The 23,541-nt window shown below is 59.2% G+C and carries 24 protein-coding genes; 17 read left to right on the top strand and 7 right to left on the bottom strand.

Features of this window, described 5'->3' with window-relative positions:
- Positions 1-70: 70 nt before the first annotated feature.
- The 7 genes from Q7T36_RS16285 to Q7T36_RS16255 all read left to right on the top strand — a co-directional run bounded on the left by Q7T36_RS16285 (position 71) and on the right by Q7T36_RS16255 (position 6,282).
- Positions 71-619, top strand: coding sequence for a heme NO-binding domain-containing protein (locus Q7T36_RS16285; RefSeq protein ID WP_304851121.1), 549 nt, complete (start codon positions 71-73; stop codon positions 617-619).
- Positions 588-2,345 (top strand): ATP-binding protein, encoded by a 1,758-nt coding sequence (locus tag Q7T36_RS16280; RefSeq protein ID WP_304851118.1) that lies wholly within the window; start codon positions 588-590, stop codon positions 2,343-2,345. Before Q7T36_RS16285 ends, Q7T36_RS16280 begins: the two co-directional genes overlap by 32 nt.
- Before the next feature lie 50 nt (positions 2,346-2,395).
- Entirely contained in the window at positions 2,396-3,061 is a 666-nt protein-coding gene (locus Q7T36_RS16275; protein ID WP_304851115.1) for a hypothetical protein, read from the top strand.
- A gap of 194 nt (positions 3,062-3,255) precedes the next feature.
- Positions 3,256-4,494 carry a DNA polymerase IV gene (locus Q7T36_RS16270; RefSeq protein ID WP_304851113.1) on the top strand — a complete coding sequence of 413 codons (1,239 nt, stop codon included), beginning with the start codon at positions 3,256-3,258 and terminating at the stop codon, positions 4,492-4,494.
- Between the two features lie 100 nt (positions 4,495-4,594).
- Complete coding sequence (locus Q7T36_RS16265) at positions 4,595-5,359, top strand: hypothetical protein (protein WP_304851112.1); 765 nt, start codon at positions 4,595-4,597, stop codon at positions 5,357-5,359.
- An 84-nt stretch (positions 5,360-5,443) separates the two neighbouring features.
- Entirely contained in the window at positions 5,444-5,710 is a 267-nt protein-coding gene (locus tag Q7T36_RS16260; protein ID WP_304851111.1) for a PepSY domain-containing protein, read from the top strand.
- Between the two features lie 44 nt (positions 5,711-5,754).
- The gene (locus Q7T36_RS16255) at positions 5,755-6,282 is read left to right on the top strand and encodes a cytochrome b/b6 domain-containing protein (RefSeq protein WP_304851109.1); all 528 of its coding nucleotides are present in this window, start codon (positions 5,755-5,757) and stop codon (positions 6,280-6,282) included.
- A 31-nt stretch (positions 6,283-6,313) separates the two neighbouring features.
- Here the strand turns inward: Q7T36_RS16255 and Q7T36_RS16250 are convergent, their stop codons facing one another.
- On the bottom strand, positions 6,314-6,790 hold the full coding sequence (locus tag Q7T36_RS16250) for a DUF1330 domain-containing protein (protein ID WP_304851107.1): 477 nt from the start codon (positions 6,788-6,790) through the stop codon (positions 6,314-6,316).
- Between the two features lie 155 nt (positions 6,791-6,945).
- On the opposite strand from Q7T36_RS16250, the gene Q7T36_RS16245 reads away from it, so the two are divergent.
- Positions 6,946-7,869, top strand: a complete 924-nt coding sequence (locus Q7T36_RS16245; RefSeq protein WP_304851104.1) for a LysR family transcriptional regulator — start codon at positions 6,946-6,948, stop codon at positions 7,867-7,869.
- A gap of 122 nt (positions 7,870-7,991) precedes the next feature.
- Here Q7T36_RS16245 and Q7T36_RS16240 read toward each other — a convergent pair whose 3' ends face one another.
- The 3 genes from Q7T36_RS16240 to Q7T36_RS16230 form a co-directional block, all read right to left on the bottom strand.
- Complete coding sequence (locus tag Q7T36_RS16240) at positions 7,992-9,212, bottom strand: acyl-CoA dehydrogenase family protein (RefSeq protein ID WP_304851101.1); 1,221 nt, start codon at positions 9,210-9,212, stop codon at positions 7,992-7,994.
- Between the two features lie 72 nt (positions 9,213-9,284).
- Positions 9,285-10,499 carry an alkane 1-monooxygenase gene (locus tag Q7T36_RS16235; protein ID WP_304851097.1) on the bottom strand — a complete coding sequence of 405 codons (1,215 nt, stop codon included), beginning with the start codon at positions 10,497-10,499 and terminating at the stop codon, positions 9,285-9,287.
- A gap of 5 nt (positions 10,500-10,504) precedes the next feature.
- Positions 10,505-11,533: a 2Fe-2S iron-sulfur cluster binding domain-containing protein gene (locus Q7T36_RS16230; RefSeq protein ID WP_304851093.1), complete on the bottom strand. Its 1,029-nt coding sequence runs from the start codon at positions 11,531-11,533 to the stop codon at positions 10,505-10,507.
- 292 nt (positions 11,534-11,825) lie between these two features.
- Between Q7T36_RS16230 and Q7T36_RS16225 the strand changes: the two genes are divergently transcribed.
- The 5 genes from Q7T36_RS16225 to Q7T36_RS16205 all read left to right on the top strand — a co-directional run bounded on the left by Q7T36_RS16225 (position 11,826) and on the right by Q7T36_RS16205 (position 18,298).
- On the top strand, positions 11,826-14,030 hold the full coding sequence (locus tag Q7T36_RS16225; RefSeq protein ID WP_304851089.1) for an OsmC domain/YcaO domain-containing protein: 2,205 nt from the start codon (positions 11,826-11,828) through the stop codon (positions 14,028-14,030).
- 60 nt (positions 14,031-14,090) lie between these two features.
- A complete protein-coding gene (locus tag Q7T36_RS16220) occupies positions 14,091-14,303 on the top strand; it encodes a DUF4287 domain-containing protein (RefSeq protein ID WP_304851086.1) in 213 nt (70 codons plus the stop codon).
- 194 nt (positions 14,304-14,497) lie between these two features.
- Positions 14,498-16,303, top strand: a complete 1,806-nt coding sequence (locus Q7T36_RS16215; protein WP_304851082.1) for a lipase family protein — start codon at positions 14,498-14,500, stop codon at positions 16,301-16,303.
- A gap of 161 nt (positions 16,304-16,464) precedes the next feature.
- The gene (locus Q7T36_RS16210) at positions 16,465-17,019 is read left to right on the top strand and encodes a hypothetical protein (protein ID WP_304851079.1); all 555 of its coding nucleotides are present in this window, start codon (positions 16,465-16,467) and stop codon (positions 17,017-17,019) included.
- A gap of 154 nt (positions 17,020-17,173) precedes the next feature.
- Positions 17,174-18,298: an AraC family transcriptional regulator gene (locus tag Q7T36_RS16205; protein WP_304851075.1), complete on the top strand. Its 1,125-nt coding sequence runs from the start codon at positions 17,174-17,176 to the stop codon at positions 18,296-18,298.
- Between the two features lie 8 nt (positions 18,299-18,306).
- On the opposite strand, the gene Q7T36_RS16200 is transcribed toward Q7T36_RS16205, so the two are convergent.
- Positions 18,307-18,957 carry a hypothetical protein gene (locus Q7T36_RS16200; protein ID WP_304851071.1) on the bottom strand — a complete coding sequence of 217 codons (651 nt, stop codon included), beginning with the start codon at positions 18,955-18,957 and terminating at the stop codon, positions 18,307-18,309.
- 157 nt (positions 18,958-19,114) lie between these two features.
- Here Q7T36_RS16200 and Q7T36_RS16195 point away from each other — a divergent pair, with 157 nt between their 5' ends.
- From Q7T36_RS16195 to Q7T36_RS16180, 4 genes are all read left to right on the top strand, one after another.
- Positions 19,115-19,465 (top strand): hypothetical protein, encoded by a 351-nt coding sequence (locus Q7T36_RS16195; protein ID WP_304851065.1) that lies wholly within the window; start codon positions 19,115-19,117, stop codon positions 19,463-19,465.
- Positions 19,466-19,582: 117 nt separating this feature from the next.
- Positions 19,583-19,828 (top strand): hypothetical protein, encoded by a 246-nt coding sequence (locus tag Q7T36_RS16190; RefSeq protein WP_304851062.1) that lies wholly within the window; start codon positions 19,583-19,585, stop codon positions 19,826-19,828.
- Between the two features lie 18 nt (positions 19,829-19,846).
- Positions 19,847-20,254, top strand: a complete 408-nt coding sequence (locus tag Q7T36_RS16185) for a type II toxin-antitoxin system VapC family toxin (protein ID WP_304851060.1) — start codon at positions 19,847-19,849, stop codon at positions 20,252-20,254.
- Positions 20,255-20,258: 4 nt separating this feature from the next.
- Positions 20,259-20,981, top strand: a complete 723-nt coding sequence (locus Q7T36_RS16180; protein WP_304851058.1) for a hypothetical protein — start codon at positions 20,259-20,261, stop codon at positions 20,979-20,981.
- Between the two features lie 118 nt (positions 20,982-21,099).
- On the opposite strand, the gene Q7T36_RS16175 is transcribed toward Q7T36_RS16180, so the two are convergent.
- Together Q7T36_RS16175 and Q7T36_RS16170 are read right to left on the bottom strand one after the other, a co-directional pair.
- On the bottom strand, positions 21,100-22,707 hold the full coding sequence (locus Q7T36_RS16175; protein WP_304851054.1) for a hypothetical protein: 1,608 nt from the start codon (positions 22,705-22,707) through the stop codon (positions 21,100-21,102).
- Positions 22,704-23,348 (bottom strand): hypothetical protein, encoded by a 645-nt coding sequence (locus Q7T36_RS16170; protein WP_304851051.1) that lies wholly within the window; start codon positions 23,346-23,348, stop codon positions 22,704-22,706. The genes Q7T36_RS16175 and Q7T36_RS16170 overlap by 4 nt, the downstream gene beginning before the upstream one ends.
- Positions 23,349-23,541: the final 193 nt, after the last annotated feature.

Here is a 23,541-nt window from a genome sequence, read left to right as displayed (position 1 = left end):
TGTTTGACTTGAGCCGGGTCCGGGCCTACAGTGAATCGTGTCAAAAAAATAAAATTCGAAGGCCGACGCCATGTACGGATTGGTCAATAACCTGTTGTCAGGCACTCTGCGCGCGCAATATGGCGAGGATGTGTGGCAGAGCATTGCCGCGCGCCTGCCCTTTGACGCCACCTATTTTGTCAGTATGAAACCCTACCCCGACGAATGGTCCTACGCCATGGTCGGGGCCGCCTGCGAGTTGACCGGTGATTCTGCCGGGGACTTGCTGCGTGTGGTGGGGCATCGCTGGGTCAGTGAAAATTCTGCGGGGGAATACAAGGACCTCTTCACCCTCAACGGCCCGGACATCTTTACCTTCTTATCCAACCTCAACAGCATGCATGCCGCACTGGGCAACCAGATGCCGGGGCTGAAGCCGCCGTCGTTTATGGTGAATCGCGAAAACGAACAGGTGATCCGGGTGCGGTATTTTTCGACGCGGGCCGGGCTGGCGCCGCTGGTGACAGGCTTGCTGGAAGGTTTGTGCGATTTTTTTGCGGAACCGGCGACGGTCAGTCAGACCCGGCTGCGGGTGGACGAGCGAGACTATGACGAATTCCGCATCGAACGCAAAGCCTAGCCCGGAGCGGCCGGACAGTCTGGCGCTGGACGAGGCGTTGTTTGCGCGCACCCATCCGTTTTACCTGCGGGTGGACGCCTTCATGTGTGTGCGCGGGCTGGGCGTGGCCATTCAGGCGCTGCTGCCGTCATTGGCGGTGGGGGAGGGCGTCACGACCGGCTTCGGGATGGTGAGCCCCCCCTTGCCCTTAACGGCCGAGACCCTGGAACAAACACTGGAGCAGGCGGTGGTGCTGCAGGCTGCCAATGCCGGCGCCATCCGTCTGGGCGGCAGCTTTTACCGCCTGCCTGCGGGGGATTACCTGTTTCTGGGCTATCCGCAATTTGGGGATATTCAGGAACTGGTCCGCTCCGGATTGCACCTGTCGCTGTTTCCCCGTTCGGACGCCATGCACTTCTACATTGCCGCGCTGACCATCAAGAACAACACCCAGCGGGATCTGGAAAAACTGGCGCACAGCCTGGAGGAACGGGTGGACGACCGCACCCGCGCCTTGCAGCAGGCCAACCGGGAGCTGGAACGGGCGCGGCAGGTGGCCGAATCCGCCAGTCTGGCCAAGTCCGAATTCCTGGCGACGGTGAGTCACGAAATCCGCACCCCGATGAACGGTGTGCTGGGCATGACCGAGCTGTTGATGGATACGGTGCTGGATCCGGTGCAGCACCGCATGGCGAAGACGGTGTATACCTCGGGGGAATCATTGTTGCGCATCATCAACGACATCCTCGATTTTTCGAAGATGGAAGCGGGCAAGCTGGAACTGTCGTCGGAAGACTTCAGCCTGCAGTCGGTGTTGACCGAGGTGGCCGATCTGTATGGCCCGCGCGCTTCGGTGAAGGGTCTGCGTCTGGAGACGGGTGTGACGGATGATACACCCTTGTGCCTGCATGGTGACGCCCACCGATTGAAGCAGGTGTTGGGCAATCTGGTCAGCAACGCCATCAAATTCACCGAGCAGGGGGAAGTGCGGGTGCAGGTGAAACCGGCCTCGCCGGAAGACTGCTCAGATACACTCGGGTGCTCAACTCTGCAGTTTGAAGTCCGGGATACCGGCATTGGTTTTGATGAGGATACGCATGCCCGCCTGTTCAAGCCGTTTACCCAAGCGGACGGTACCATGGCGCGGCGATTTGGCGGCACAGGGCTGGGGCTGGCTATTTGCCGGCAACTGCTGGATTTGATGGGTGGCAATATTCGGGCGGAGCATCACGCCGGAAGCGGTTCGGTATTCAGTTTCCGGCTGGCGCTGCCGCCGGCGCTGAAACCGTTATCGGTGGAGCCGATGATTTCGATGCGTAAGTTGCCGGACATGAATCTGGACGGCCATGTCTTGTTGGCGGAAGACAATCAGGTCAATGCCGAACTGGCGACGGCCATGCTGTTGCGCATGGGTATGTCGGTGACGCGAACTGTCAACGGCCGTGAGGCTTTTGAGCAGTTTTGCCTGCGGGATTTTGACTTGGTGCTGATGGATTGCCAGATGCCTGAAATGGACGGCTTTGAGGCAGTGCGCCGCATCCGGGAATGGGAGCAGGCCCGGAATATTGAACCGGGCGCCCCTGGCCGCCGGACGCCGGTGGTGGCGGTGACAGCCAATGCCATGTCTGGCGATCGTGAAAACTGTCTGGCGGCGGGGATGGACGGCTATTTGTCCAAGCCGTTCCGACGCGACGAACTATACCGGACGCTGCGCCGCTGGCTGGGCCATGTCGCCGACACGCATTGAGACAGACGCAGTATATTGTTGTATTAATAGCATTTTTGGGAGATGCCACCATGAATCATCTGGCCCAAATCTGGCAGAACACCTGGAATGACGTGGGGGGAGCCGCGCCCAAAGGCTGGCTGGCGCAGGTGCTGGATGCCTGGGACGAACCGCACCGGCATTATCATAACCGCCGTCATCTGGAGGAGTGCCTGGCGGCGTTTCACCCGGTGCGCAGCCAATGCCGTCATCCGGGCGAGGTGGCGCTGGCATTGTGGTTTCACGACGCCGTCTATAATACCCATTCCAACACCAACGAAGCGGACAGCGCCGATCTGGCCGAGCGCGCCATGTTTGAGGCCGGGTTGACCGGCCCGGTGGTGGGGCGTGTGCGTCACCTGATTTTGTCCAGTGCGCATGCCAACACCTTGGCGACCGGGGATGAGGCTGTGATGCGGGATGTGGATGTACTGGTGCTGGGGGCTGACGCAGAACGCTACAGCCAGTACCAGCAGGGCGTCCGCCAAGAATTTTCCTGGGTGCCGGAGCCGGTGTTCAAGGAAGGTCGTAGCAAGGTGCTGCAATCCTTTTTGGGCAAACCCCGTATTTATTTGTTGCCGGAATTTTATGATCGTTATGAACTGTCAGCGCGCCGCAACCTGCAACGGGAATTGAAAGTACTGAACAAGGGGAACGGTAAAGGTTGGCTGGCAAATTTTATGAAGAGTTTCAGCTAGAAGCGGTAGATGTTCCACGTGGAACATTCATGATGGAAGGTCTGATTATTGAATTAAACTATTGTTTTTAAATGTTTTTTAGAATATGGTAGTATGCCACGACAAATTGTGACGTTATATCACCCCAGCCGGGTTGAACTGTCAGGGTTTATTTTTTACGCTAACGGCCCGTCCAATTTATTCCGTGACGCCTTATGTCCCCGTCGGAGTCCACTCCGCCCATCCGCCGCATTGCCCATCTCGACATGGACGCTTTTTTTGCGTCGGTGGAATTGCTGCGCTACCCGCAGCTGAAAGGCCAGGCGGTGGTGATTGGCGGCTCACGGCGAAACCCTGACCATATCCTGCTGCAGGCCGCCCGTGATCGCGGCCACGATGCGCTGGGGCTGGAGGAATTTCCCCGGCTGAGGGATTACGCAGGGCGCGGCGTCATTACCACCGCCACTTATGCCGCACGCCAGTTTGGGGTCGGTTCGGCCATGGGGATGATGAAGGCGGCAATGCTGTGCCCTGACGCCATCGTGCTTCCGGTCGATTTTGACGAATATCGTCGGTACTCTCGCCTGTTCAAGGCGGAAATCCGGAAGATGGCGCCGGTGATGGAAGATCGCGGCATTGACGAAGTCTATATCGAACTCACCGACCTGCCCGGCGTACAGGCGGACGGCGGACGGGCGATGGCGGAGGCGATACAGGCCGCCATCTTTGCCGCCACCGGCCTGACCTGTTCGGTGGGCGCGGCTCCCAACAAGCTGTTGGCGAAAATGGCCAGCGAATTCCATAAGCCTAATGGCATTTCCATTGTTCATGAAACGGACCTGGCGACCCTGATCTGGCCCTTGCCCTGCCGCAAGATCAACGGCATCGGCCCCAAGACCGATGAACGCTTGCAGGCACTGGGTATCCACACCATTGCCGAATTGGCGGCCTGCGACGAGGCCTGGCTGATCCGGCAGTTCGGCAAGAGTTATGGGGCGTGGCTGCACGCCTCCGCCCACGGCCGTGACCACCGGCCGCTGGTGACGGAAAGCGAGCCGGTGTCGATGAGCCGGGAAACCACTTTCGGCCGCGATCTGCATGCGGTGCAGGACAAGGCGGAACTGGGTGCCATTTTTACCCGGCTGTGTGAACAGGTGGCTGCGGATTTGCAGCGCAAGGGTTATGTGGGGCGAACCATTGGCATCAAGATCCGCTATGACAATTTCCGGGCCGTGACGCGTGACCATACCGAGGAGATCCATACCGCCGATGCCAAGACCATCCGGCGGCTGGCGGGGGAGTGCCTGAAGCGCGTGCCGCTGGAACGCCGGCTGCGCTTGCTGGGGGTGCGGGTAGGGTCGCTGGTCAGGGCGGACGCCGCCGGGGGAGGGCCGGTGTCAACACCGGAAGCGGGGGAGCTGAAAGGCGTGACGTTATCATTGTTCGGCGAATAATGCCGGAACCGATCTGACGCTTGACCGGAACCATGGCGGCAAGTGACTATCGGAGCAGGCGGACCCCCGTCATTTATTCCACATCCTACGGGAGCATATGGTGAAAAAAATATTTTTCGTGTTGACCCTGCTTCCGGGCCTGCTGGCCGGGTGCGCCTCCACCAACAAGGCGACCGCTTACAAGGACATCATCGGGCGGGGAGAATCCTACCTTGACCGGTTTTCCTATCAGGCGCTGCCGCAACGGGCGCGGGATTCATTTCCGGAGCGGAGCTGGCAATCTAGGGCGGTGATTTCCCGACTGACGATGGCCGTGGAACATGCCACACCCGAGGGCAAACCCCTGAAAAAAAGCATCCGGATAAAGACATTCCAGCGCGATAGCAACGGACTGTACCGGACCCGGGAAGATGTGCATATGGACGGTGTGGCGAACAGAACCGTCTTTGCGCTGGATTACATGGGTATGCTGGGGGTGGATACCCAGGAGATTTCCCTCACATCCGCCGCGATGGAGATGGACACGGTGGTCAGCGCCAGCGAAATTCCGGCTGTGGATTATGCCCGGACCAATGATTTCACCCTGGCGATGAGCTATGGGCCGCGCGGTCAGACCTCCGGGTTTTCCCGCTTCAAGGAGCAGTGCACGTTCAGCGGACAGGTGGGTGAGGCCCGGCAGATTCATGCCGCCTTGCAGGGCGGGTATCGGGAATTCCGCTGTGAAAGCTATGATCAGGGGGTATTGTCAGAGCGGCTGAAAATGGCTTACCTGCCGAATTACGATGTATTTTTACTGCTTGAAGCGGTTTCGCCCCGGGTGATTACCCGTTACAGCATTCAGGAGGCGCAAACATCCGGTGAGTGACTGCCAGTCCTTCAGTTTCCCTTAAGCCTGATGTGCTTCAATGCAATGATCCCCTGACGAAACACTCTTTTGAGGAAACAGATCATGACAATGCTCCGTACTGCCGGTCTTGCCGCCCTGTTGCTGGTTTCCGGTTTTACCCATGCCGCCGCCACCTGTCCGGCGTATCCCAAGACCGAATGGATGAAGGAAGCCGATGCCCGCGCCAAGCTGGTGAAGGAGGGCTACACCATCAAGAAATTCAAGGTTTCCGGTGAATGCTACGAGTTGTATGGCAAGGACAAGGCCGGCAAGCGCGTGGAAATCTATTTCGATGCCAAGACCATGGCTGTGGTGAAGAAGGCGGATTAACCCGGCCTTAACCGCCGACTGACGCCATATCCGGGAGCATGACCATGGATACCCAACGCCGCCTCTATGTCTGGGACCGCATTGTTCGCGGCACACACTGGCTGGTGGCGTTGATGGTGTTCAGCAACTGGTTTTTGCTGGAGTCCAGCACGCATTGGCACCGCTGGGCGGGTTATGCCGCCTGCGGTCTGGTGCTGGCGAGAACGGTATGGGGACTGGCGGGGCGGGGTCATGCCCGCTTTGATGACTGGTTTCCCACGCCGTCACGGTTGTTTCCTTATCTGCGGTTGATGCTGCAGCGCAAGGAGCCGCGCATGCTGGGCCACAACCCGGCCGGAGCGGTGATGATGCTGGCGCTGTGGGCGCTGATCCTGGCGCTGGGCGTGAGCGGTTACCTGATGGACACCGACCGTTATTTCGGGGAAGAGTGGCTGGAAGAACTGCATGAATTGTTTAGCCAGATCCTGATGGGTGCGGTGAGCCTGCATGTGCTGGCGGCCTTGTACGAGAGCCGGCGTCACCACGAAAACCTGGTGCGCAGCATGATTACCGGCTACAAACGGGGCGACTGACCCCGCCTGAATTCCTGACCCGTCTGCTGACTCAGCGGATGCGCGGCAACACCAGCCCCTTGAGCCTCACCACGCCCCGCGCCAGCGCCAGCACCGCTTTCGGCAACCTTTTCGCCTGCGTTTCAATCAGGCGCGAATCCGCCAGGGCGGCCGTGCGGTGCGGCATGGCCTGCTGATAAACGGGTGAAGTCACCATGCGCAGGAACGCGGCGCGGTTGGGGTACAAAACCAGCGCCGCTTCGTCCCAGGATTCACCGTCCGGGGCAATGAATGTGGAGCGCACCTTGCCAAACCACAGCACTTGCCCTCCCACTTCCCACACCAGCGGGATGGCCGCCTTGCTGTAACGGGCATAGGCCTGATGGCCGCTGACGCCCGAATTCCGGCCGTCGCCGTAATCCGCCACTTCCCTGAATTTCAGCAAGTTGACCATAATGATCGGTTTGGAATCCACCGCTTCGTCACTGAATTGCCGGATGGCTTCGTCGCTGGGGTTGATGCTGCTCATGGGGGTGCTCCGGGAGTGAGGGAGTCAATTTAACATCGGGGCGGGTTGGCGGGACAGTCTTTAGACGGCCTGACGTCACATCCCGCCCGCCGGATACTTCCGGTTCATGGATAATCATGCGATAAACAGCCTTACTATCCCGAAGGAGCGCCCGCATGCCGCAGCTTGACGATATGGCCATGTTTGCCGCCGTGGTCCGAGCCGGCAGCTTCACCGCCGCCGCCCGCCAGCTGGAGCTGCCGCTGTCCACGGTCAGCCGCCGCATCGCGCTGCTGGAAAAGGCGCTGGACACCCGCTTGATGGAACGCACCACCCGTTCCCAGAAACTGACCGAAGCCGGGCAGGTCTATTTCCAGCATTGCCAGCAACTGGTGGCGCAGGCCGAGGAAGCCGGGCGCGCCTTGCAACGCCTGAAGCACGAACCCTCCGGCCACCTGCGCATGGCCATGCCGTTCTCGGTGGATGACAGCTGGGCGACTACGGTCATCTCCTCCTTTCTGGCCAAATATCCCAAGATCAGTCTGGAGGCACATTTGCGTACCGGGGCACTGGATCCCGATGACGAAACCATGGACGTGCTGTTCGCCTACGGAGCGCGACCGCAAACGCATCATCCGGTGATTCCGCTGGGTACACCGCATATCAGCCTGTTCGCCAGCCCGCGTTATCTGCAACGGGCCGGGGTGCCGCAGGAACCCGCCGACCTGTCGCAGCATGAAATGGTGCGGCTGACCACCTTGCCAATGGAGGTCTATTCCCCCGAGTCCCTGCATGGCCTGACGCTGAACTACCGCATGATCACCAATGAACTGCTGATGGCGCGGCTGACCTGCATCGATGGGCTGGGCATCGCCTGGCTGCCGCAGATCAGCTGCCAGCGATTTGTGCGCGACGGGGCGCTCGTGCCGCTGATGCCCGAGCACCAGTACGCGCTGCCATTGTGGCTGATCTATCGCAGTGCCAGCCGCAGCACGCCAAAGGTGGCGCTGCTGGCAGAACATCTGATGGGAATTCTGGGGGCGCAGGGGGCGTGGGAGGCGCTGGAGCGGGGGGTGCTGTCGAGCGTCAATGCCCGGTGAAGTGTGTCGGCCCCGCCGCCAGACGGCAGGCCAGCGCCTTCAGGAAGAAGCGCAGATCATCGCCTGCCTTGTCTGGTCGATTCAGCGTGATCAGGCCCAGACCGTCGCGCTGTCAGTCATCATCAGCCCACCAGATCGCGTCCAAAAATATGCCGGGCAATGATCCAGCGTTGTATCTCGTTGGTGCCCTCGTAGATTTCGCCGATCTTGGCATCGCGATAGATGGACTCCAGTGGAAACGTCTGGCCGGTTGCGGAAAGCTCGCGCACAAATCCATAGGCACCGCAAGCCTGAATGGCATCCCGAGACACATCCACCGCCAGGCGGCTGCCGTAATATTTGGCCATCGCTCCTTCCAGTTCCGCCTCGCCTTCGGTATCAAAGCGATACGCCGCCTTCAGGTAGAGGTTCCGGGCATTTTCGAGACTGATGGCATGTTCCGCAAAGGTGAACTGCCAATGCTGGAACCCGGCAATTGCCTTGCCGAAGACCTTACGCTCGCTGATATAACGACTGGAAAAATCAAATGCAGCCTGCGCCATGGCCACCCCGATGGCGCCGATGCCCATGCGGCCCAGCGCCAGGGCTCCCAAGGCGACTTTCAGGCCATTGCCGGGTGTTCCGACAACATGATCCGACGGCACAAACACGCCATCAAAACGGACATCGGCCGTCAATTGGGCATGATTGCCCATTTTAAGGTCCGGTTTGCCGACACTGACGCCGGGGCTGTGCATGTCGACCAGAAACATGCTTAAACGCGACTCGGTACGGGCTAGGACCAGCATGTAACGCGCCACCACCGAGTTGGTTATCCAGCGTTTGCACCCGCTGAGGGAGTATCCGCCCTCCACCGGCACGGCCACGGTTTGCATGGATGCTGCGGAAAGATCGGTGCTGGCTTCCGGCTCACTGGTGGCGAAAGAGCCGACAAACTCGCCCCGCACCAGCGCCGCCAGATATTGGCTGCGCAACGGCTCCTGAGCGCACTCCAGGGTCTTGCCCACCAGGATGGCCTGGCCGTCGAACAAGGCGGATGTCAGTCCGGGAGAGAAGTAGGCCAGTTCTTCCAGCGTCACCATCGTCGCCAGCGTCGGAAATTCCAGACCGCGCCCCCCGACATCGGCGGCAAAAGGGATGCGGTACAAGCCTGCATCCGCCATCTGCCGGAAAATGTCATGCGGGAAAGCCTCCACGGATTCCGGGGTGTTGTTCAGCCGGTGCGCGGCCGGTCGAAGGACGGCTTCGGCGAATTCGCGAACCTCCTGACGGATCTGGCGGGTTTCCGGGGGCAGCCAGACATCGTGAAACAGGGTGTCGGCGCGGCGGGCGGGGATGGGCATAGTGTTACCTGAAGAGGGGGCATTGTCTGGGGGAAACGGCCAAATGACATTTGGCCGTTTTGGGGGAAGGGATCAGTAACCCAGCCCGCCCTGCGGAATGGCCTGCGCCGGGGCAGCGGTGTTCGCGACGCTGTCTTTCAATTCCGGCCAGCCGCTGGCCTGGTTGGCGGCGCGGATCAGCGGGAATTCGTTGCGGTCGGCCTGGGTGCGGTCCCATTCCAGCAACTTCGGGGTGATCATGCGCCGCCACAGCGGCGGGATGAATGAGGACAGGATGGCGGCGAGGAAGCCACCCGGCATGGACGGTTGCTCAGCGTGGGCGTGCAGGTCCTGGAAATGTACCTGTGCATCGGCATGGTGATGGCTGTGACGGGTCAGGTTATAGGTGAAGACGCTGCTGACCACATGGTTGCAGTTCCACGAATGGCGCGGCTGCACCGGCTGGCTGGGCACGCGGACAATGCCATAGTGTTCCACATAGTTCAGTGCTTCCAGCACCACCTTGGTGGAAAAACAGACGATGCCGTGGAACAGCAGGCCGGTCCAGCCGGCACACCAGAAGGCGAAGGCCGAGGTGGCGGCGGCGACCAGCGCCATGCGCAGCAGCACGTTGCTCGGTGACAGGAAGGATTTGCCGACCTTGTCCAGACGGGCCTTCTCGATTTCCCAGGCATTGACTACGGTGCGTTTCATCGCCTTGGGAATGTGCTGGTACAGGGAGTCGCCGCGCGCCGCGGTGGCGGGGTCCTTCACGGTGCCGACATAGGCGTGGTGGCCGTAGACATGCTCAATGGGGAAGGCGATGCCCCAGTTCAGCGCCATGGTGATGCGGCCCAACCACAGCGCGAAAGGATCGGCGGTGCGGTGCGTCAGTTCATGCCCGGCCAAGCCGCCGATGCCGGTGGCGGGCAGCGCCAGAATGACGAACATCAGCGCATAGTGATACCAGGCAGTGTCATTGCGGGCGGCGATGACATCGATCCCGGTCAGCGACTGCACGAAAGAGCCCAGCCCCAGCGCATCCTGTGCGCCGCTGCCGGCCACCCAGAACAGCATGAAGAAGAACGTCATGGCGGCGGGAAGTGACAGGTACAGCGCGAAGTCGAGGATGCCGTTATGGTCATAAGGCTGGTCGACGGAATCGTGGGAGAGCGCCTGGTCGAACAGCACCACCGCCAGGATCAGCAGGAAGCCCGGCAGCCACAGCCATTGGTGACCCAGCACCATCAGCAGCGACACGCCCGTAAAGAACACGGGGCCGATAAAGAAACGCGCATAGCGGAACATGGTTTTCACCTCGCGGTTTGGTCGGAGAATTTGTCGAAAAAGATGGCCTCGCGGTCCATGCCGAGCGCGGTCATGCGCTCGATGGCCACGTCGATCATCGGCGGCGGACCGCAGAGATAGCCCTGGGCGTTGGCGGTGATCTCGGGCGTCAGCGCGTCGGTCACCCAACCGCGCAGGCCGCTCCAGTCACTGTCCGCCGGTTCTTCCGACAACACGGGAAGAAAGGTGAAAGGCGCGCGCCAGCGTTGCTGCAGGGCGCGGATTTCATCGGTGTAATACAGGTCGCGCTGGCTGCGCGCGCCCATCAGCAGGTACACGGGCCGATTGACGGCTTCGGTGTCGCAAGCCCCTTCCAGCAGGGCAATCAGCGGTGACAGGCCGCTGCCGCCCGCCATGCAGACCAGCGCACTGTCGCCGGGGCGCAGGTGGAAGTCGCCCAGGCTGGCCTCGACCGCGACCCGTTGATTCAGCGACGCCGGGTCGAGCAGCCAGTTCGAGAAAAGGCCGTTGGGCACCCGGCGCACAAAGAAGCAAATCTCGCGGTTGCCGTCTTCCGCACAACGATGGGCGAAGGAGTAGCAGCGGGCGGGAATCTCGGTATACAGCGCCCGCAGTGAAGCATGCTGGCCTGGCAGGTAGCGGACGGGGTCGTCCAGCGTCAGGAAAATCTCGGCGATGTCATGCGTCAGCATCATTTGCCGGGTGAGGGTGCCGGTGGTGTGCTGGTTGGCCAGCGGGTTTACCGGCAGTTCCACGGTGACATCGGAGAGCGGGATGCTCTGGCAGCCGAGGATGAAGTTATCGCGGATTTCTTCCCGGGATAGCAGGTAGGACTTGTCGGTCAGTTCGCGCACCTGGCCGGACACCAGACGGCATTTGCAGGCGGCGCAACCACCCACCTTGCAGCTATGCGGAAAGGCGACGCCGTGGCGCAGTGCGCCGTTGAGCACGGTTTCGTTCTTGGCCAGCACCATGGGGGCGTGTTCCCCAACGACGAGCCGGTGTTCCTGACTGCGTTTGCCCCAACCGAACATAAGTGACCCCCGACTGACGGTATGCCTGTGAACCGGATGCGGGCGGAAAAGGCCCTATCCAGAGTAGGCCTACCTTAGACGGTCGTACCAGATTAGATAAACGGGGTTTGACGGGAATATCTATTCCATGGGTGGGATAATGCTGCGGATTGCTTGTGGCGGATGGGGTTGGGAGGGCATCATCAGCATGATGGGTTTCGTGCCTCTACCCATCCTACCTCTTCTACCCGACTAACAATCCAATCCAGCGGACTCCTAAAGGCGTCGCTGCTCGTTCACGCCAGGTGCCAACATGGAAATCAAGGTCAACTTTCTCGACAAACTGCGGCTTGAAGCCAAGTTTGATGACTTCACCGTGGTGGCCGACCAACCCATCCGCTACAAGGGCGACGGCTCCGCACCGGGCCCGTTCGACTACTTCCTCGCGTCGTCCGCCTTGTGCGCCGCCTACTTCGTGAAGCTGTACTGCCAGACCCGCAACATTTCCACTGACAACATCCGCCTGTCGCAAAACAACATCGTTGACCCGGAAAACCGCTACAACCAGATCTTCAAGATCCAGGTGGAACTGCCCGCCGATATCTCCGACAAGGACCGCCAGGGCATTTTGCGTTCCATAGACCGCTGCACCGTCAAGAAAGTGGTGCAAACCGGCCCGACGTTTGTGATTGAAGACGTGGAAAGCATTGATGCCGACGCCCAGGCCTTGCTGATGCCCAATCTGGCCTCGGAACACAGCACCTGCATACCCGGCAAGGACCTGCCGCTGGAAGAAACCATCGCAAACATGTCGGCCATCATGGCCGGTCTGGGCATGAAGATTGAAATCGCCTCGTGGCGCAATATTGTGCCCAACGTGTGGTCGCTGCACATCCGCGACGCGCACTCGCCCATGTGCTTCACCAACGGCAAGGGGTCCACCAAGGAAAGCGCGCTGGCCTCGGCGCTGGGGGAATTTATTGAGCGGCTGAACTGTAACTTCTTCTATCACGGCCAGTTCTGGGGCGAAGACATCGCCAATGCCGACTTTGTGCATTACCCCGATGAACAGTGGTTCAAGCCCGGCCGGCGCGATCGGTTGCCCAAAGAAATCCTGGATGAATACTGCCGGGAGATTTACAACCCGGACGACGAGCTGCGCAGCTCGCACCTGTACGACACCAACTCTGGCAACACCAAGCGCGGCATCTGCTCGCTGCCCTTTGTGCGTCAGTCCGATGGCGAGGTGGTGTATTTCCCCTCGAACCTGATTGAAAACCTGTTTCTCAGCAACGGCATGAGCGCGGGCAATACGCTGGCGGAAGCGCAGGTGCAGTGCCTGTCGGAAATCTTCGAGCGGGCGGTGAAGCGCGAAATCCTGGAAGGCGAAATGGCGCTGCCGGATGTTCCGGCGGAGGTGCTGGCCAAATACCCCGGCATCTTGGCCGGTATTCAAGGGCTGGAAGAGCAAGGCTTTCCGGTGCTGGTAAAGGACGCCTCGCTGGGCGGGAAATATCCGGTGATGTGCGTGACGCTGATGAACCCGCGCACCGGCGGCGTGTTTGCCTCCTTCGGGGCGCACCCCAGCTTGGAGGTTGCGCTGGAACGCAGCCTGACGGAGTTGCTGCAAGGCCGCAGTTTTGAAGGCCTGAATGATTTGCCCCGGCCCACCTTCCAAAGCAATGCCGTGACCGAGCCGAACAACTTCGTGGAACACTTCATTGACTCCAGCGGCGTGGTGTCGTGGCGCTTCTTCAGCGCCAAGGCGGATCATGAGTTTGTGGAATGGGATTTCTCCGGGCAGGGTGAAAACTCCAATGTCGAGGAGGCTGCAACGCTGTTTGGCATTCTCAAAGACCTGGGCAAGGAAGCGTACATGGCGGTCTACACGCATCTGGGCGCGCCGGGCTGCCGCATCCTGGTGCCGGGGTATTCGGAAATTTATCCCGTGGAGGATCTGATCTGGGATAACACCAACATCGCCCTGAAGTTCCGCGCTGATATTTTGAACCTGCACCGTCTGGATGACACCGGCCTTGAGGCGCTGCTGGAGTGTCTGGAGGAAAGTGAGCTGGATAACTACACCGATATCAACACCCTGATCGGCATTGAGTTTGACGACAATACGGTGTGGGGCCAGTTAACGGTTCTGGAGTTGAAGCTGCTGGTTCATCTGGCCTTGAAGCAATTTGAAGAGACGAAAGAACTGGTGGAAACCTTCCTGCAGTACAACACCAATACCGTGGATCGCGGTTTGTTTTACCAATGCATGAATGTGGTGCTGGAAGTGTTGCTGGATGATGATCTGGAGCTGGACGATTACGCGTTCAATTTCCGCCGGATGTTCGGCAACGAGCGGATGGACGCGGTGCTGGGGTCCGTGGACGGCAGTGTGCGCTTCCATGGGTTGACGCCCACCAGCATGAAGCTGGAGGGGCTGGACCGGCATCAGCGGTTGATTGATAACTACAAAAAGCTGCACCAGGCGCGCGCCGATGGGGCGGTGTTGGCAAAGTAGGGGATCGTGAGTTAATAATTGCAGGAGACATCGCGCCCCTGCGAACTATTGGAGATCATCATGCCACTGGATTCACCTGTGAAGGGCCCCACCTCCTATTTCCCTTCAATCGAGAAAACCTACGGTCAGCCGGTGCAGCACTGGCTGGGGTTGCTGGAGTCCGTGAAGGACTTGAAGCACATGGAGCAGGTGGCGTTTCTCAAGTCGGAACACCAGCTGGGGCATGGTCATGCCAATGCGCTGGTAGCGTATTTTCGGGCGGAGCAGGGCTGATTGCCCCCGTATTTAAGACCGTGGCCACATTTAACCGATCATTGTCCTGAGAAGTCCTGCACCAAACCCCGCCGCTTCCTATAGTCCGCTCCGTGGCCCGCCACAGAGCCTTCCCCCTGCAAAACCACGGCTCCGGGCCATGACACACCTCGCATCCGCGAAGGGAATCATTCCAACAATAACCCGAGACCGTCATGACCCGAATTCCTGTCCGTTCCCCGCTGCTGTGGGGACTGCTGGCCGCCATCGCTTCCCCCGTCCTGCCCGCTGCCGCCGCCGTTGTTGTCGGCCCCGGCGACGCCACCTTCTATACCCCGCCTGCCCTGAGTGCGGGCAACCACGGCGATCTGGTCTGGTACCGCCCGGCTGCCGTCAATCTGGGGGCAGGCGCCCCGGCGGTGCAGGCCTGGAACGTGCTGTACCGTTCCACCGATGCGTTGGGCGCGGCTAATACCGTCACCGGCACCGTCATTGTGCCCGCCACCCTGTGGACCGGTTCGGGTGAACGCCCGGTGATCAGTTACGCCGTGGGGACGCACGGCCTGGCGCAGGGCTGCGCGCCGTCGGTGCAGATGGCGAAGGGCACCGACTACGAAAACGCCAACATCGCCGCCGCGCTCAAGGCCGGTTATGCGGTGCTGGTCAGCGACTATTCCGGCTACACCACCGGCGCGGTTCCGACCTACATGACCGGAGCATCGCAAGGCCACGCCGTGCTGGACATCTTCACCGCCGCCACACAGATTCCAGGCTCCGGCGTCAGCGCCAATGCCAAATCCGCCATTTGGGGTTACTCGCAAGGCGGCCAGTCCGCCGCCTGGGCCGGAGAAATGAAAGCGGCCTATGCCCCCAACCTGAAGCTGACCGCCGTCGCCGCCGGGGGCATTCCCGCCGACCTGCTGCGCACCGCCGGTTATCTTGATGGCAGTGCCGGGTCCTCCTTCCTGCTGGGCGCGGTGATCGGCCTGTCCACGCAATACCCGGCGCAGATTCCGCTGGACTCGCTGACCAACGCCACCGGCAAGGCCGCCGTCGCCAAGGGCAAGTCGGAGTGCGTGTTCGAGGCGCTGTATGACTTCATGAACCACAAGGTGTCGGAATACACCGTCAACAACCAGACACTGGCGCAGCTGACCGCCGTGCCGTCCATCAACCAGACGATCAAGGCGCAGGCTCTGGGCAGCGGCAAGATTCCGGTGCCCTTGTACCAGTATCACGGGGTGGCGGATGAGTTCATTCCCATCGACCAGACCGTCGCCTTGAGGAAGGCTTATTGCGGCAAGTTCGCCAATGTCACCTTCGGCGTCTATCCCAGCGAGCACATCGTCACCCAGTTCCAGGCCGCGCCGACAGTGCTGGGCTGGCTGGGCGACCGCTTTGCGGGCAAGAGCACACTGGGCACCTGCCTGTCACTGAAGGCCGCACCGACCAGCACCGCCAATCCCGGCGGCGGCAACTTCGTGGTTTCGCTGAAGAACTGGCCGCTGGCGGGCACCATGGGGCTGAAGACATTGAAACAGTCGGTCACCTTGCCTGCCGGCTCCACCTTCACCGCCGATACCGACATGACGGCCAATACACTGAAGGGCAGCATGGTGATCCCCACCTTCACCACCAACCTGAAGATTGCAGGCCTGCCTGCCGATGTGAAGCTGTCGGTGATTCCCACCGGCCCCACCACCGGCACGGCGTCGCTGGACAATAACGGACAATTGCATGTGCATGGCAAGGCGACGGTGAACATCAAGGTGGTGTCGGCGGGGGCGTCGGTGCTGCAGATTCCGTTCGGCTGCCAGACCTCGTCGCCGGTAGATTTGCCGATCGATTTCGACGGACCGGTGTCGTCGCTGGGTAACGGCAACCTGAGCTTTGCCGGTATCACCACCTTCCCGGCCATGAAGGACTGCGGGGTGTTCAGCAGCCTGTTCACCACGCTGATGTCCGGTCCGGGGCAGACCTATGCCTTTACGGTGACACCGCCCGCGCCGACGACGTGGTGATGTTGAAACGCTCCCTCTCCCCTTGTGGGAGAGGGCCGGGGAGAGGGGTTCAGCCGTGGCGCTGGAACTGACGGTGTGTTCAGGCAACTTTCCGCACCCCCCACCCTAACCCTCTCCCACAAGGGGAGAGGGGACTTCATCGCAAATGGGAGTAATCTTCTATGACCCCAAGTATTCCGAGTTCCACCATGTCCACCCCCGGCTATTCGAAATGGCTGTTGCTGATCACGGTCGCCGTTGTCCTGGCGGTGGCGGTGCTGCGCATGTCCGGGGAAGATCCTATGGCACCATCGGTCGTGGTTTTGCCCCAAGTCCAGTCCGGTACGAACCCGGCGGCCACAGCGCCTGCCGCCCCGCGCCCCGACGCAATCTCCGATCTGGAGTGGCAGGTGCTGCAAGGCGTGGCGGCGCAGCATGCCGACCCGAAGGCCGAGCTGGCGCGGCTGGTGGCCAACCTGCGTTTCAACAAGGCCTGCGAGCAATGGCGCGCGCTGAGCGGCCCCGAGCACACCGCCCACCGTCAGGCGCTGGCGGAAGAACTGCTGGCGGAAATTCCCGACCGTGTGGCCGGGCAGGCGCTGGATGCCGACGCCGCGAAAACCCTGCAACGGCAACTGCTGGCGGATCTGGTCAGCGACCCGGCGCTGCGGGAACAACGCGCAGCCCGCGAAGCGGCTCGCCTGCCGCATTTGCTGGCGCCGTCACCGTCACGATAATGCGCGGCCGTGTTGGTCGGCTTGGCCGCGATTGCCAAGAATTTGACCGCCGCCAAGGTTTACCCGGGCGGTCAGCCTGAATAGGCTGTGTGAAAAACAACCGGTGAGTGATACCGGGCCAAAACAACAACATGGTACGCATCCGAGGTGTTTCATGGATTTCGATACCCCCTGCATTCCGCTGGCCCACATCCAGACCTATTTCGACCTGCGCCAGACGCTGGTGCCCGATGCCGAGTGGCTGGCCCGCCGCACGCAGCTGGCGCCGATGATGGTGCGCGACCCTCATGAGCTGCTGGAGCTGATCGTGGGCATCGACCAGCAGGATTTCTACCGCAACGCCAACATCGACTACCAGCCCGGCGACACCGGCTGCTTCATCTCCACCCGGCAGGTGCTGGCGCTGGTGGATCAGGCGGTGAAGGCGCTGGACATGCCCTATCTGGGGCTGGCCATGGGCAACCTGATGACCATTTCCCACCACGGCATGGCGGGTGTGGCGGCGGTGACACAGCCCACCGTGCGCAGTTGCCTGGAAACGATCAGCCGCTTCTGTGCGGAGTTGTTTCCACCATTGGAAATGACGGCGGTGGTCGAGGGCGGCATTGGCAAGTTCGTGATGAGCGAGAACCTGTCGCTGGCCCCGTACACCCACTTCTTCCTGGAGCTGAACATGGTCAGCTTCTACAACATCACCCAGCATCTGGTGGATGAGGAGCACGGCTTGCAGAGCGTGGATTTCAGCTATCCTGAGCCGCCTTGGGGCCACATCTACCGCCGTTACTTCCAGTGCCCGGTGCGTTTTGACCAGCCGGAAACGGCGCTGGTGGGGCCGGCCAGTCTGGCCGACTGCGAGTTGCCGCTGGCCAACCGGTTGATGGCGATGGCGGCGGAAAAGACCCTGTTCGAGAATATTCCCACCCGCGCCATGCGTTTGCTGCCCTTGCGCCTGCGGCGTCTGCTGCTACGGTATTACGGCGCGTTTCCGTCGCTGGAGAATGCCGCCAGTGATCTGGGCATGAGCGGCCGCACCCTGCGCCGCAAGCTGGCGGAAGAGGGCACCACCTACCAGCAGGAGCTGGACCGGGTGCGCGAGAAGATTGCCCGGCAGTATTTTTTGCGCGGCGGCCAGTCGGTGACGGAACTGGCGATGATCCTGGGCTTTGCCGACTCCTCGGCGTTTGCGAAGGCCTTCCGACGTTGGACGGGTTTGGCCCCCACGGAATTTCTGGAGCAGCACCACGGGGTGAAGGGGGAGGCGGTGGAAGCGGCGGCGTAGGAAGACCCTTACACCCCCGGCATATGCCCCTGCAACTTCCCGAGGCGCGCCAGCAGCGCCCGGTTCTTCACCGCCAGCGGCCCGGTTCCCATCAACGGTGCACGTGAACGGTCGGTTTCATAGTTCAGACCACGGAATACCTGCATGAAACGGTTGTTGGCGGCGTCGCGGGCATAGGGCCGCGAGCGCACCGACAGCGTGGCGATGCGGCGCGGGTCGGCGCGGCGGCTGAACCGGCTGAAGCCCCGGAAACGGAAGTGTTCCTCCACATAACGGTGGCTTTGCCGCACCAGCGCGTCCATCAGTTCGTACAGCAGCTCCACCGCCAGTCCCTCGCGCAGCAGCAGCGTCAGCGCCAGCCCGTCGTATTCCGCCAGATCGCCTTCCACTCGCCGCGCCAACGGCGCTTCGCCCAGTTGCAGGTCCAGCAGCAGCGCGCCGTTATTGCGCCGCTCAAAGCCGGTGACGGTGAAGCGGCGCTGGGCAAAGCGAACACTGTTAACAATGGCCTCGGCGTCGTGGCGGGACAGCATCGGCTGGTGGTGGTCGGCCAGCACCTGATCGGGGTGGGCGGCCATCAGCGGCAGGTCGTGGTGGTGGCTGAAGGCGGCGCTGGTCTTGCCGGATTCGGGGTCGATGACGGTCAGCAGTTCGCGCACTTCGTGCTCGCGCGCCTTGCTGATGGCGAGGAAGGCGGTCTGGATGACTTCGGAGGTGGGGGTGTCGGCGTCGATGCGCCATTTGCGGCCGTAGACTAGCTTGCGCGGGCGCAGGGTATTGCTGCGGTCGTAGTTTTCGCGGGCCCACCAGTCCGGCTTGCAGGTAGAGGCCGTTGGCGTCCTGGGCGGCGAACAGCAGGGTGTGCGGGTCGAAGTCGATGTCGGCGAGCAGGGCGCGGACGGTGTCGGCGGTCTGGCGGTATTGCAGGTAGTGCTGGGGGATGGCGATCGCGCCGTTGGGCAGGGTGATGGCCGGGGCCTGCGGCATGGGGGTTTCGCCGGGTTGCAGGTGTGTCTGCGCGGGGGTGCGGACCAGGGCGAGATGGGGCATGGCGGGCTCCGGGGGCGGGGAGGGTTTCGATGGGGGTATTTTGCGGGGGAGTTTGAATTGGAAGAATATTCATGTAATGGAAAGAATAATTCCGTTTTGTGGAATAGTCATGATTGAGGAATTCGGTGGAGGCAGAGGGCGGTGTGGTCGTGATTGACTATGGCGGGATTGGTCGACATAGTTGCAAAGGGTCGATCCCAAACGTGGTGATTATCGGAATCGGGGTGAGTGAGCATGAATGCGTCTCTGGAACAATCCATTATTGAGCGGCTGCATGATCTGGATGATGCGCGGCTGGCCGAGGTTTTCGACTTCGTGGAATTCCTGCGGTCGCGTCCGCCAAGGTCGCTGCAGGCCATGACCGGTTTGCTGAGTGCGTCGGCTACGGGTTCCGGGGAGGAGGTGATGGAGGTTTTGCGGGAGATGACGGCGGAGCGGGCGGTGTCGGTGGATGCGGCGGAACATTTGATTCAGAAGTAAATCAAGGAATAAAGCTGAATGGATTCTTATGTCTTGGATACCCATGCCTGGGTATGGCAATTGGTATACCCGGCGAAACTTGGGAAAGCAGCGCTGGGTGTCTTGCAGGCGGCGGACAGGGGTGAGGTGCAGGTCCTGATACCGGCCGTTGTTCTGGCGGAGTTCTTAATGATTGCCGAGAAGCAGCGGGTTCCGGGGCTGACGAAGCCGGTTGCGGAAAGCGTGATTGATCAAGTTCACCGCCATCCCGGCTATGTGTTGACCTCCCTGACTCCTGACGTAGTGATGGCCAGTCGGGTGAATGTGGCTATTCCAGATATTTTCGATCGGCTTATTGCGACGGAAGCCCAGCGGGCAGGTTTGCCTTTGCTGACGTGCGATCCGTTGATTGTGGGGGCGGGAGTGGCCGAGGTGGTTTGGGGGTAGCCAAATGAAGAAAATGAATGAAGAGGAGCGACTCGCAGAGCAGTATTTACGTAATCTCAATATTGGTACTGTCTTCTTCGAGCCAGACGGCAATAATCCACCTGATTTTTCAGTAGGAAATAATATTGGTGTTGAAGTTCGACGCCTTAACCAGAATTATCACAACTTGGATGGTTCAATCAAAGGGCTTGAAGAGTTGGCGATACCACTTCAACAACGCTTTGAACGATTACTGCTTGCAATGGGGCCATCAGTGAATGGAGAAAGCTGGTTTGTCGGAATGGATTTTCGACGCCCAATCGGTTCATTGACTTCTCTTGAGAGAAAGTTAAAAAGTGGGTTGAATACTTTCATGAATTTACCGCTTCGCTCAAAAATGGTTATTAAAATCAGCGCTAACTTTAAGATCGATTTTATTAGAGCTAGTAAAGATCATGGTACTTTTTTTCTATTCGGTGCAAGCAGTGATGATGATTCAGGGGGCTGGGTCATGGGGGAGTTAGAAAAAAATATACGTCTTTGTATTTTGGAAAAAGAGCGTAAAACGGCTGAATACAGAAATAAATATCAAGAATGGTGGCTCATCCTTGTTGATCACATTGCATACGGTATTGATATTGAAGAGAGAATTAAATTACGCATTTCGTTAAATAACGGAGTTTTGAGATCATTCAATAAAATCATATTAATTGATCCCTGGGGTCGCCGTCCTGCATTTATTCTGTAGCGAATTTACGAAGCCGGAAAGGCGCTGCTGCCCAAGAAAAGCTGCTACACTCAGTGATGACCTCCTTGCGTCATCAGCATATCCAAAAGCAGCCGCCGGTCCTGTTTTCTCAAGCGTTCTACCCAAAGGCTTTTGCATGTTGAACGATAGCCTCCATAGAAGAGGAAATTCTCACATCTAAGGCAGTGTCTATATCACGCCTCTCCTCAATGGCCATATGGCCATATAAGTCCACCCTATCAAGAACCACCATTAAAATTGCAGTTGCCAGTCCTGTACCGAGCCCCAGCAATACCGTGGCAATTTCATTGGAAAAGGGGACTCCCAAGCCCAAGAGGGCTTTCTGGATGTATTCTTCCAATAGCAGACCACCTGAGACAGCAACCCCAGCAACAAGTATCTTGGTGGCTTCGTGGGCCGCTTGGCGCATAGTCATATCTTGGGGTGGCAGCACCAAAGTTTTGAGTGCGTGCAGAAAGGACTGTGCCCCCTCACGCAACAAACGAATAATGCGTTTTGATGTAGTGACAACGGTGTTAATGACGATTGTCGTGATGCTGGAAAACAGACCTGATACACCACCAACCATGAAAGCTGACAGCACATCCTTCCAACGCCGGCCAACTCGATTAGCGACTCGCAGCAGCCGTATTTTGAGCACAGCCAGAAAGCTCTGATCAGGCTCATCACCTTTAAAGCCTATCTGCCAAATCGACTGCGCCTCATCCATTAATGCCACTACCAGTTCACAAAGCGCCAAGCCAAATGCCTGCTGAAGCCCCATATTCGCAGCCCCCTTGGCGGTCGCTAGCGCGGCCTCCTTCGGAAACCGATCACCCAAATAATATGCTTTGTTCAACCTGCTTTCGTAATCAGCGCGGGCTTCCTGATCCACCTCACGCACCAAGTTGCCATCTACAGCATCCAAGGCCTGCAACTTTTTCAATTTCATACGTTGGGCATCACTAGGGCTCTGAAGCGCTTGTAATGCAGCAATCTCTGACTGACGTTCAAGTGCCGTTGCATCCAAGTTACTGGCAAATCTCGAAGCAGTTTTATCCTTTTTTGATTTGTTAGCACTTTCGTGCGTAGAGACCAGGTTCGCGCCCGAGTTGGCCATCTCAACTGGATTGACACCAGCCAAGTACACTTTCGGATCGTTATGGATCTCAGCTATAGGAATCACATGGTCTAAGTCACGGTTAGCGTTCCTTTGGAGTGGCTTGCCAGTGTAACGATCAATCAACTCACCCTTTTTGTGGAGAAGCCGATCATCCTTTCCACGATCAATGAAGGCCTTGTCGCCGTAGTATTCCTTTGAGCACTTTTCAGGGCGACTTTCGAATTTTTGTCGAGCGTCCTCTGATGCATACACGCCACTCTCAGCATTGTGTAGCGTATCGACAGGGCCACCATGCTTGTCGAGTGCCGACACAATAGTTCCGACTCCAAATGCATTGCCAATGGTAAGCAACGCATGACTACGCACTTCTGTGAGTCTCGCTCGAAAGGCCGTTTCAAGGCGCTCCTTCTTCAACTGCTCAATCAGCCTATGCCCCGCGGCACGATCTTCATTGGCCGCCAATATCATGTTGCAAGTGGCGTTACGGTAGTCTGACGAGGATGACAGCAACAGCGTTTCCGACACTTCGGGAACTATTCTCTCGGGTGTAGGGGGTGGCATTTTGCGCAGAACTTTTGCAAACGCCTTCAGTTCATCATTCATGCTGCCTCCTGTCCTTTACTAGCCCACAAGTCATAGTCTCCCTTCACATCTATATCGATTAGCGCAAGGAGCTCTATCAAGCTGGAGACCACATGCCAATCACCTACACTGACTTTCGACTTCAAATCATCAAGCGCCTGATCAAGCCCAATGGGTTGACACCAGACTTGATCAATTTGAGCCTTGAGCTCAGTTGGAATGGCATTTGCGCTGATGCCGAAGATGATATTGCGCAGGTTGGCCTCGCTTTCTTGGAGTCGGCCAACTTTAGCCGCTGCGGCAACCGCTAGAGTAAAAAGCGCTATGCAAATGAGCTCAAATTGAGCATAACTACGGAAACGCTCTTTGCCTTTGGCAAGAGCGTCTTCCGCCCGCTTTAATTTATCTGCGAGATCAGCCTTGTCGGCCTGCTCCTTATCGGGCTCATCCTGAAAACAAGACCCAGCCGCCGCACCACCGATTGCACCAGCGGCTGCAGAGGCCGCAGTCATGGAGGCCCACAATGTTGTTGCACCCAGAATCGAGCCCCCACCAGTGAAAGGTGCACATGCCACCGCAACAAGGCCTACCCCTGTACCAGCAGCTACACGCCCCCAGCTAATGTCATCGAAGCTCCAATCCTTTACTGCCTTAAACCCCATGATTTTTCTCCTGGCTTGTGGAAAAGGAGGCCCCATTCCACTAGCTACAAAAAATGAGTATAGACGCTAAAACGTTCGAAGATGCAATAGGACGCTGTGAGGATGATCTTGCGTTTCCAAAAGTTAGGAGTTGCCAAGTATGGCCGCATTCTGGAAGTTGGTGACCCCGTATGACTAACGGTGCACAGGTCTG

The sequence above is a fragment of the Fluviicoccus sp. genome (assembly GCF_030646115.1).
GTDB lineage: Bacteria > Pseudomonadota > Gammaproteobacteria > Pseudomonadales > Moraxellaceae > Fluviicoccus.
This window is presented reverse-complemented; position numbering and strand designations above follow the sequence as displayed.

Coding starts and splice junctions, on each gene's coding strand:
- Q7T36_RS16285 (WP_304851121.1), top strand. CDS start 71: ATGTACGGATTGGTCAATAACCTGTTGTCAGGCACTCTGCGCGCGCAA.
- Q7T36_RS16255 (WP_304851109.1), top strand. CDS start 5,755: ATGGATACCCAACGCCGCCTCTATGTCTGGGACCGCATTGTTCGCGGC.
- Q7T36_RS16275 (WP_304851115.1), top strand. CDS start 2,396: ATGAATCATCTGGCCCAAATCTGGCAGAACACCTGGAATGACGTGGGG.
- Q7T36_RS16190 (WP_304851062.1), top strand. CDS start 19,583: ATGAATGCGTCTCTGGAACAATCCATTATTGAGCGGCTGCATGATCTG.
- Q7T36_RS16230 (WP_304851093.1), bottom strand. CDS start 11,533: ATGTTCGGTTGGGGCAAACGCAGTCAGGAACACCGGCTCGTCGTTGGG.
- Q7T36_RS16215 (WP_304851082.1), top strand. CDS start 14,498: ATGACCCGAATTCCTGTCCGTTCCCCGCTGCTGTGGGGACTGCTGGCC.
- Q7T36_RS16270 (WP_304851113.1), top strand. CDS start 3,256: ATGTCCCCGTCGGAGTCCACTCCGCCCATCCGCCGCATTGCCCATCTC.
- Q7T36_RS16260 (WP_304851111.1), top strand. CDS start 5,444: ATGACAATGCTCCGTACTGCCGGTCTTGCCGCCCTGTTGCTGGTTTCC.
- Q7T36_RS16185 (WP_304851060.1), top strand. CDS start 19,847: ATGGATTCTTATGTCTTGGATACCCATGCCTGGGTATGGCAATTGGTA.
- Q7T36_RS16280 (WP_304851118.1), top strand. CDS start 588: ATGACGAATTCCGCATCGAACGCAAAGCCTAGCCCGGAGCGGCCGGAC.
- Q7T36_RS16235 (WP_304851097.1), bottom strand. CDS start 10,499: ATGTTCCGCTATGCGCGTTTCTTTATCGGCCCCGTGTTCTTTACGGGC.
- Q7T36_RS16240 (WP_304851101.1), bottom strand. CDS start 9,212: ATGCCCATCCCCGCCCGCCGCGCCGACACCCTGTTTCACGATGTCTGG.
- Q7T36_RS16225 (WP_304851089.1), top strand. CDS start 11,826: ATGGAAATCAAGGTCAACTTTCTCGACAAACTGCGGCTTGAAGCCAAG.
- Q7T36_RS16205 (WP_304851075.1), top strand. CDS start 17,174: ATGGATTTCGATACCCCCTGCATTCCGCTGGCCCACATCCAGACCTAT.
- Q7T36_RS16250 (WP_304851107.1), bottom strand. CDS start 6,790: ATGAGCAGCATCAACCCCAGCGACGAAGCCATCCGGCAATTCAGTGAC.
- Q7T36_RS16210 (WP_304851079.1), top strand. CDS start 16,465: ATGACCCCAAGTATTCCGAGTTCCACCATGTCCACCCCCGGCTATTCG.
- Q7T36_RS16220 (WP_304851086.1), top strand. CDS start 14,091: ATGCCACTGGATTCACCTGTGAAGGGCCCCACCTCCTATTTCCCTTCA.
- Q7T36_RS16180 (WP_304851058.1), top strand. CDS start 20,259: ATGAAGAAAATGAATGAAGAGGAGCGACTCGCAGAGCAGTATTTACGT.
- Q7T36_RS16175 (WP_304851054.1), bottom strand. CDS start 22,707: ATGAATGATGAACTGAAGGCGTTTGCAAAAGTTCTGCGCAAAATGCCA.
- Q7T36_RS16170 (WP_304851051.1), bottom strand. CDS start 23,348: ATGGGGTTTAAGGCAGTAAAGGATTGGAGCTTCGATGACATTAGCTGG.
- Q7T36_RS16245 (WP_304851104.1), top strand. CDS start 6,946: ATGCCGCAGCTTGACGATATGGCCATGTTTGCCGCCGTGGTCCGAGCC.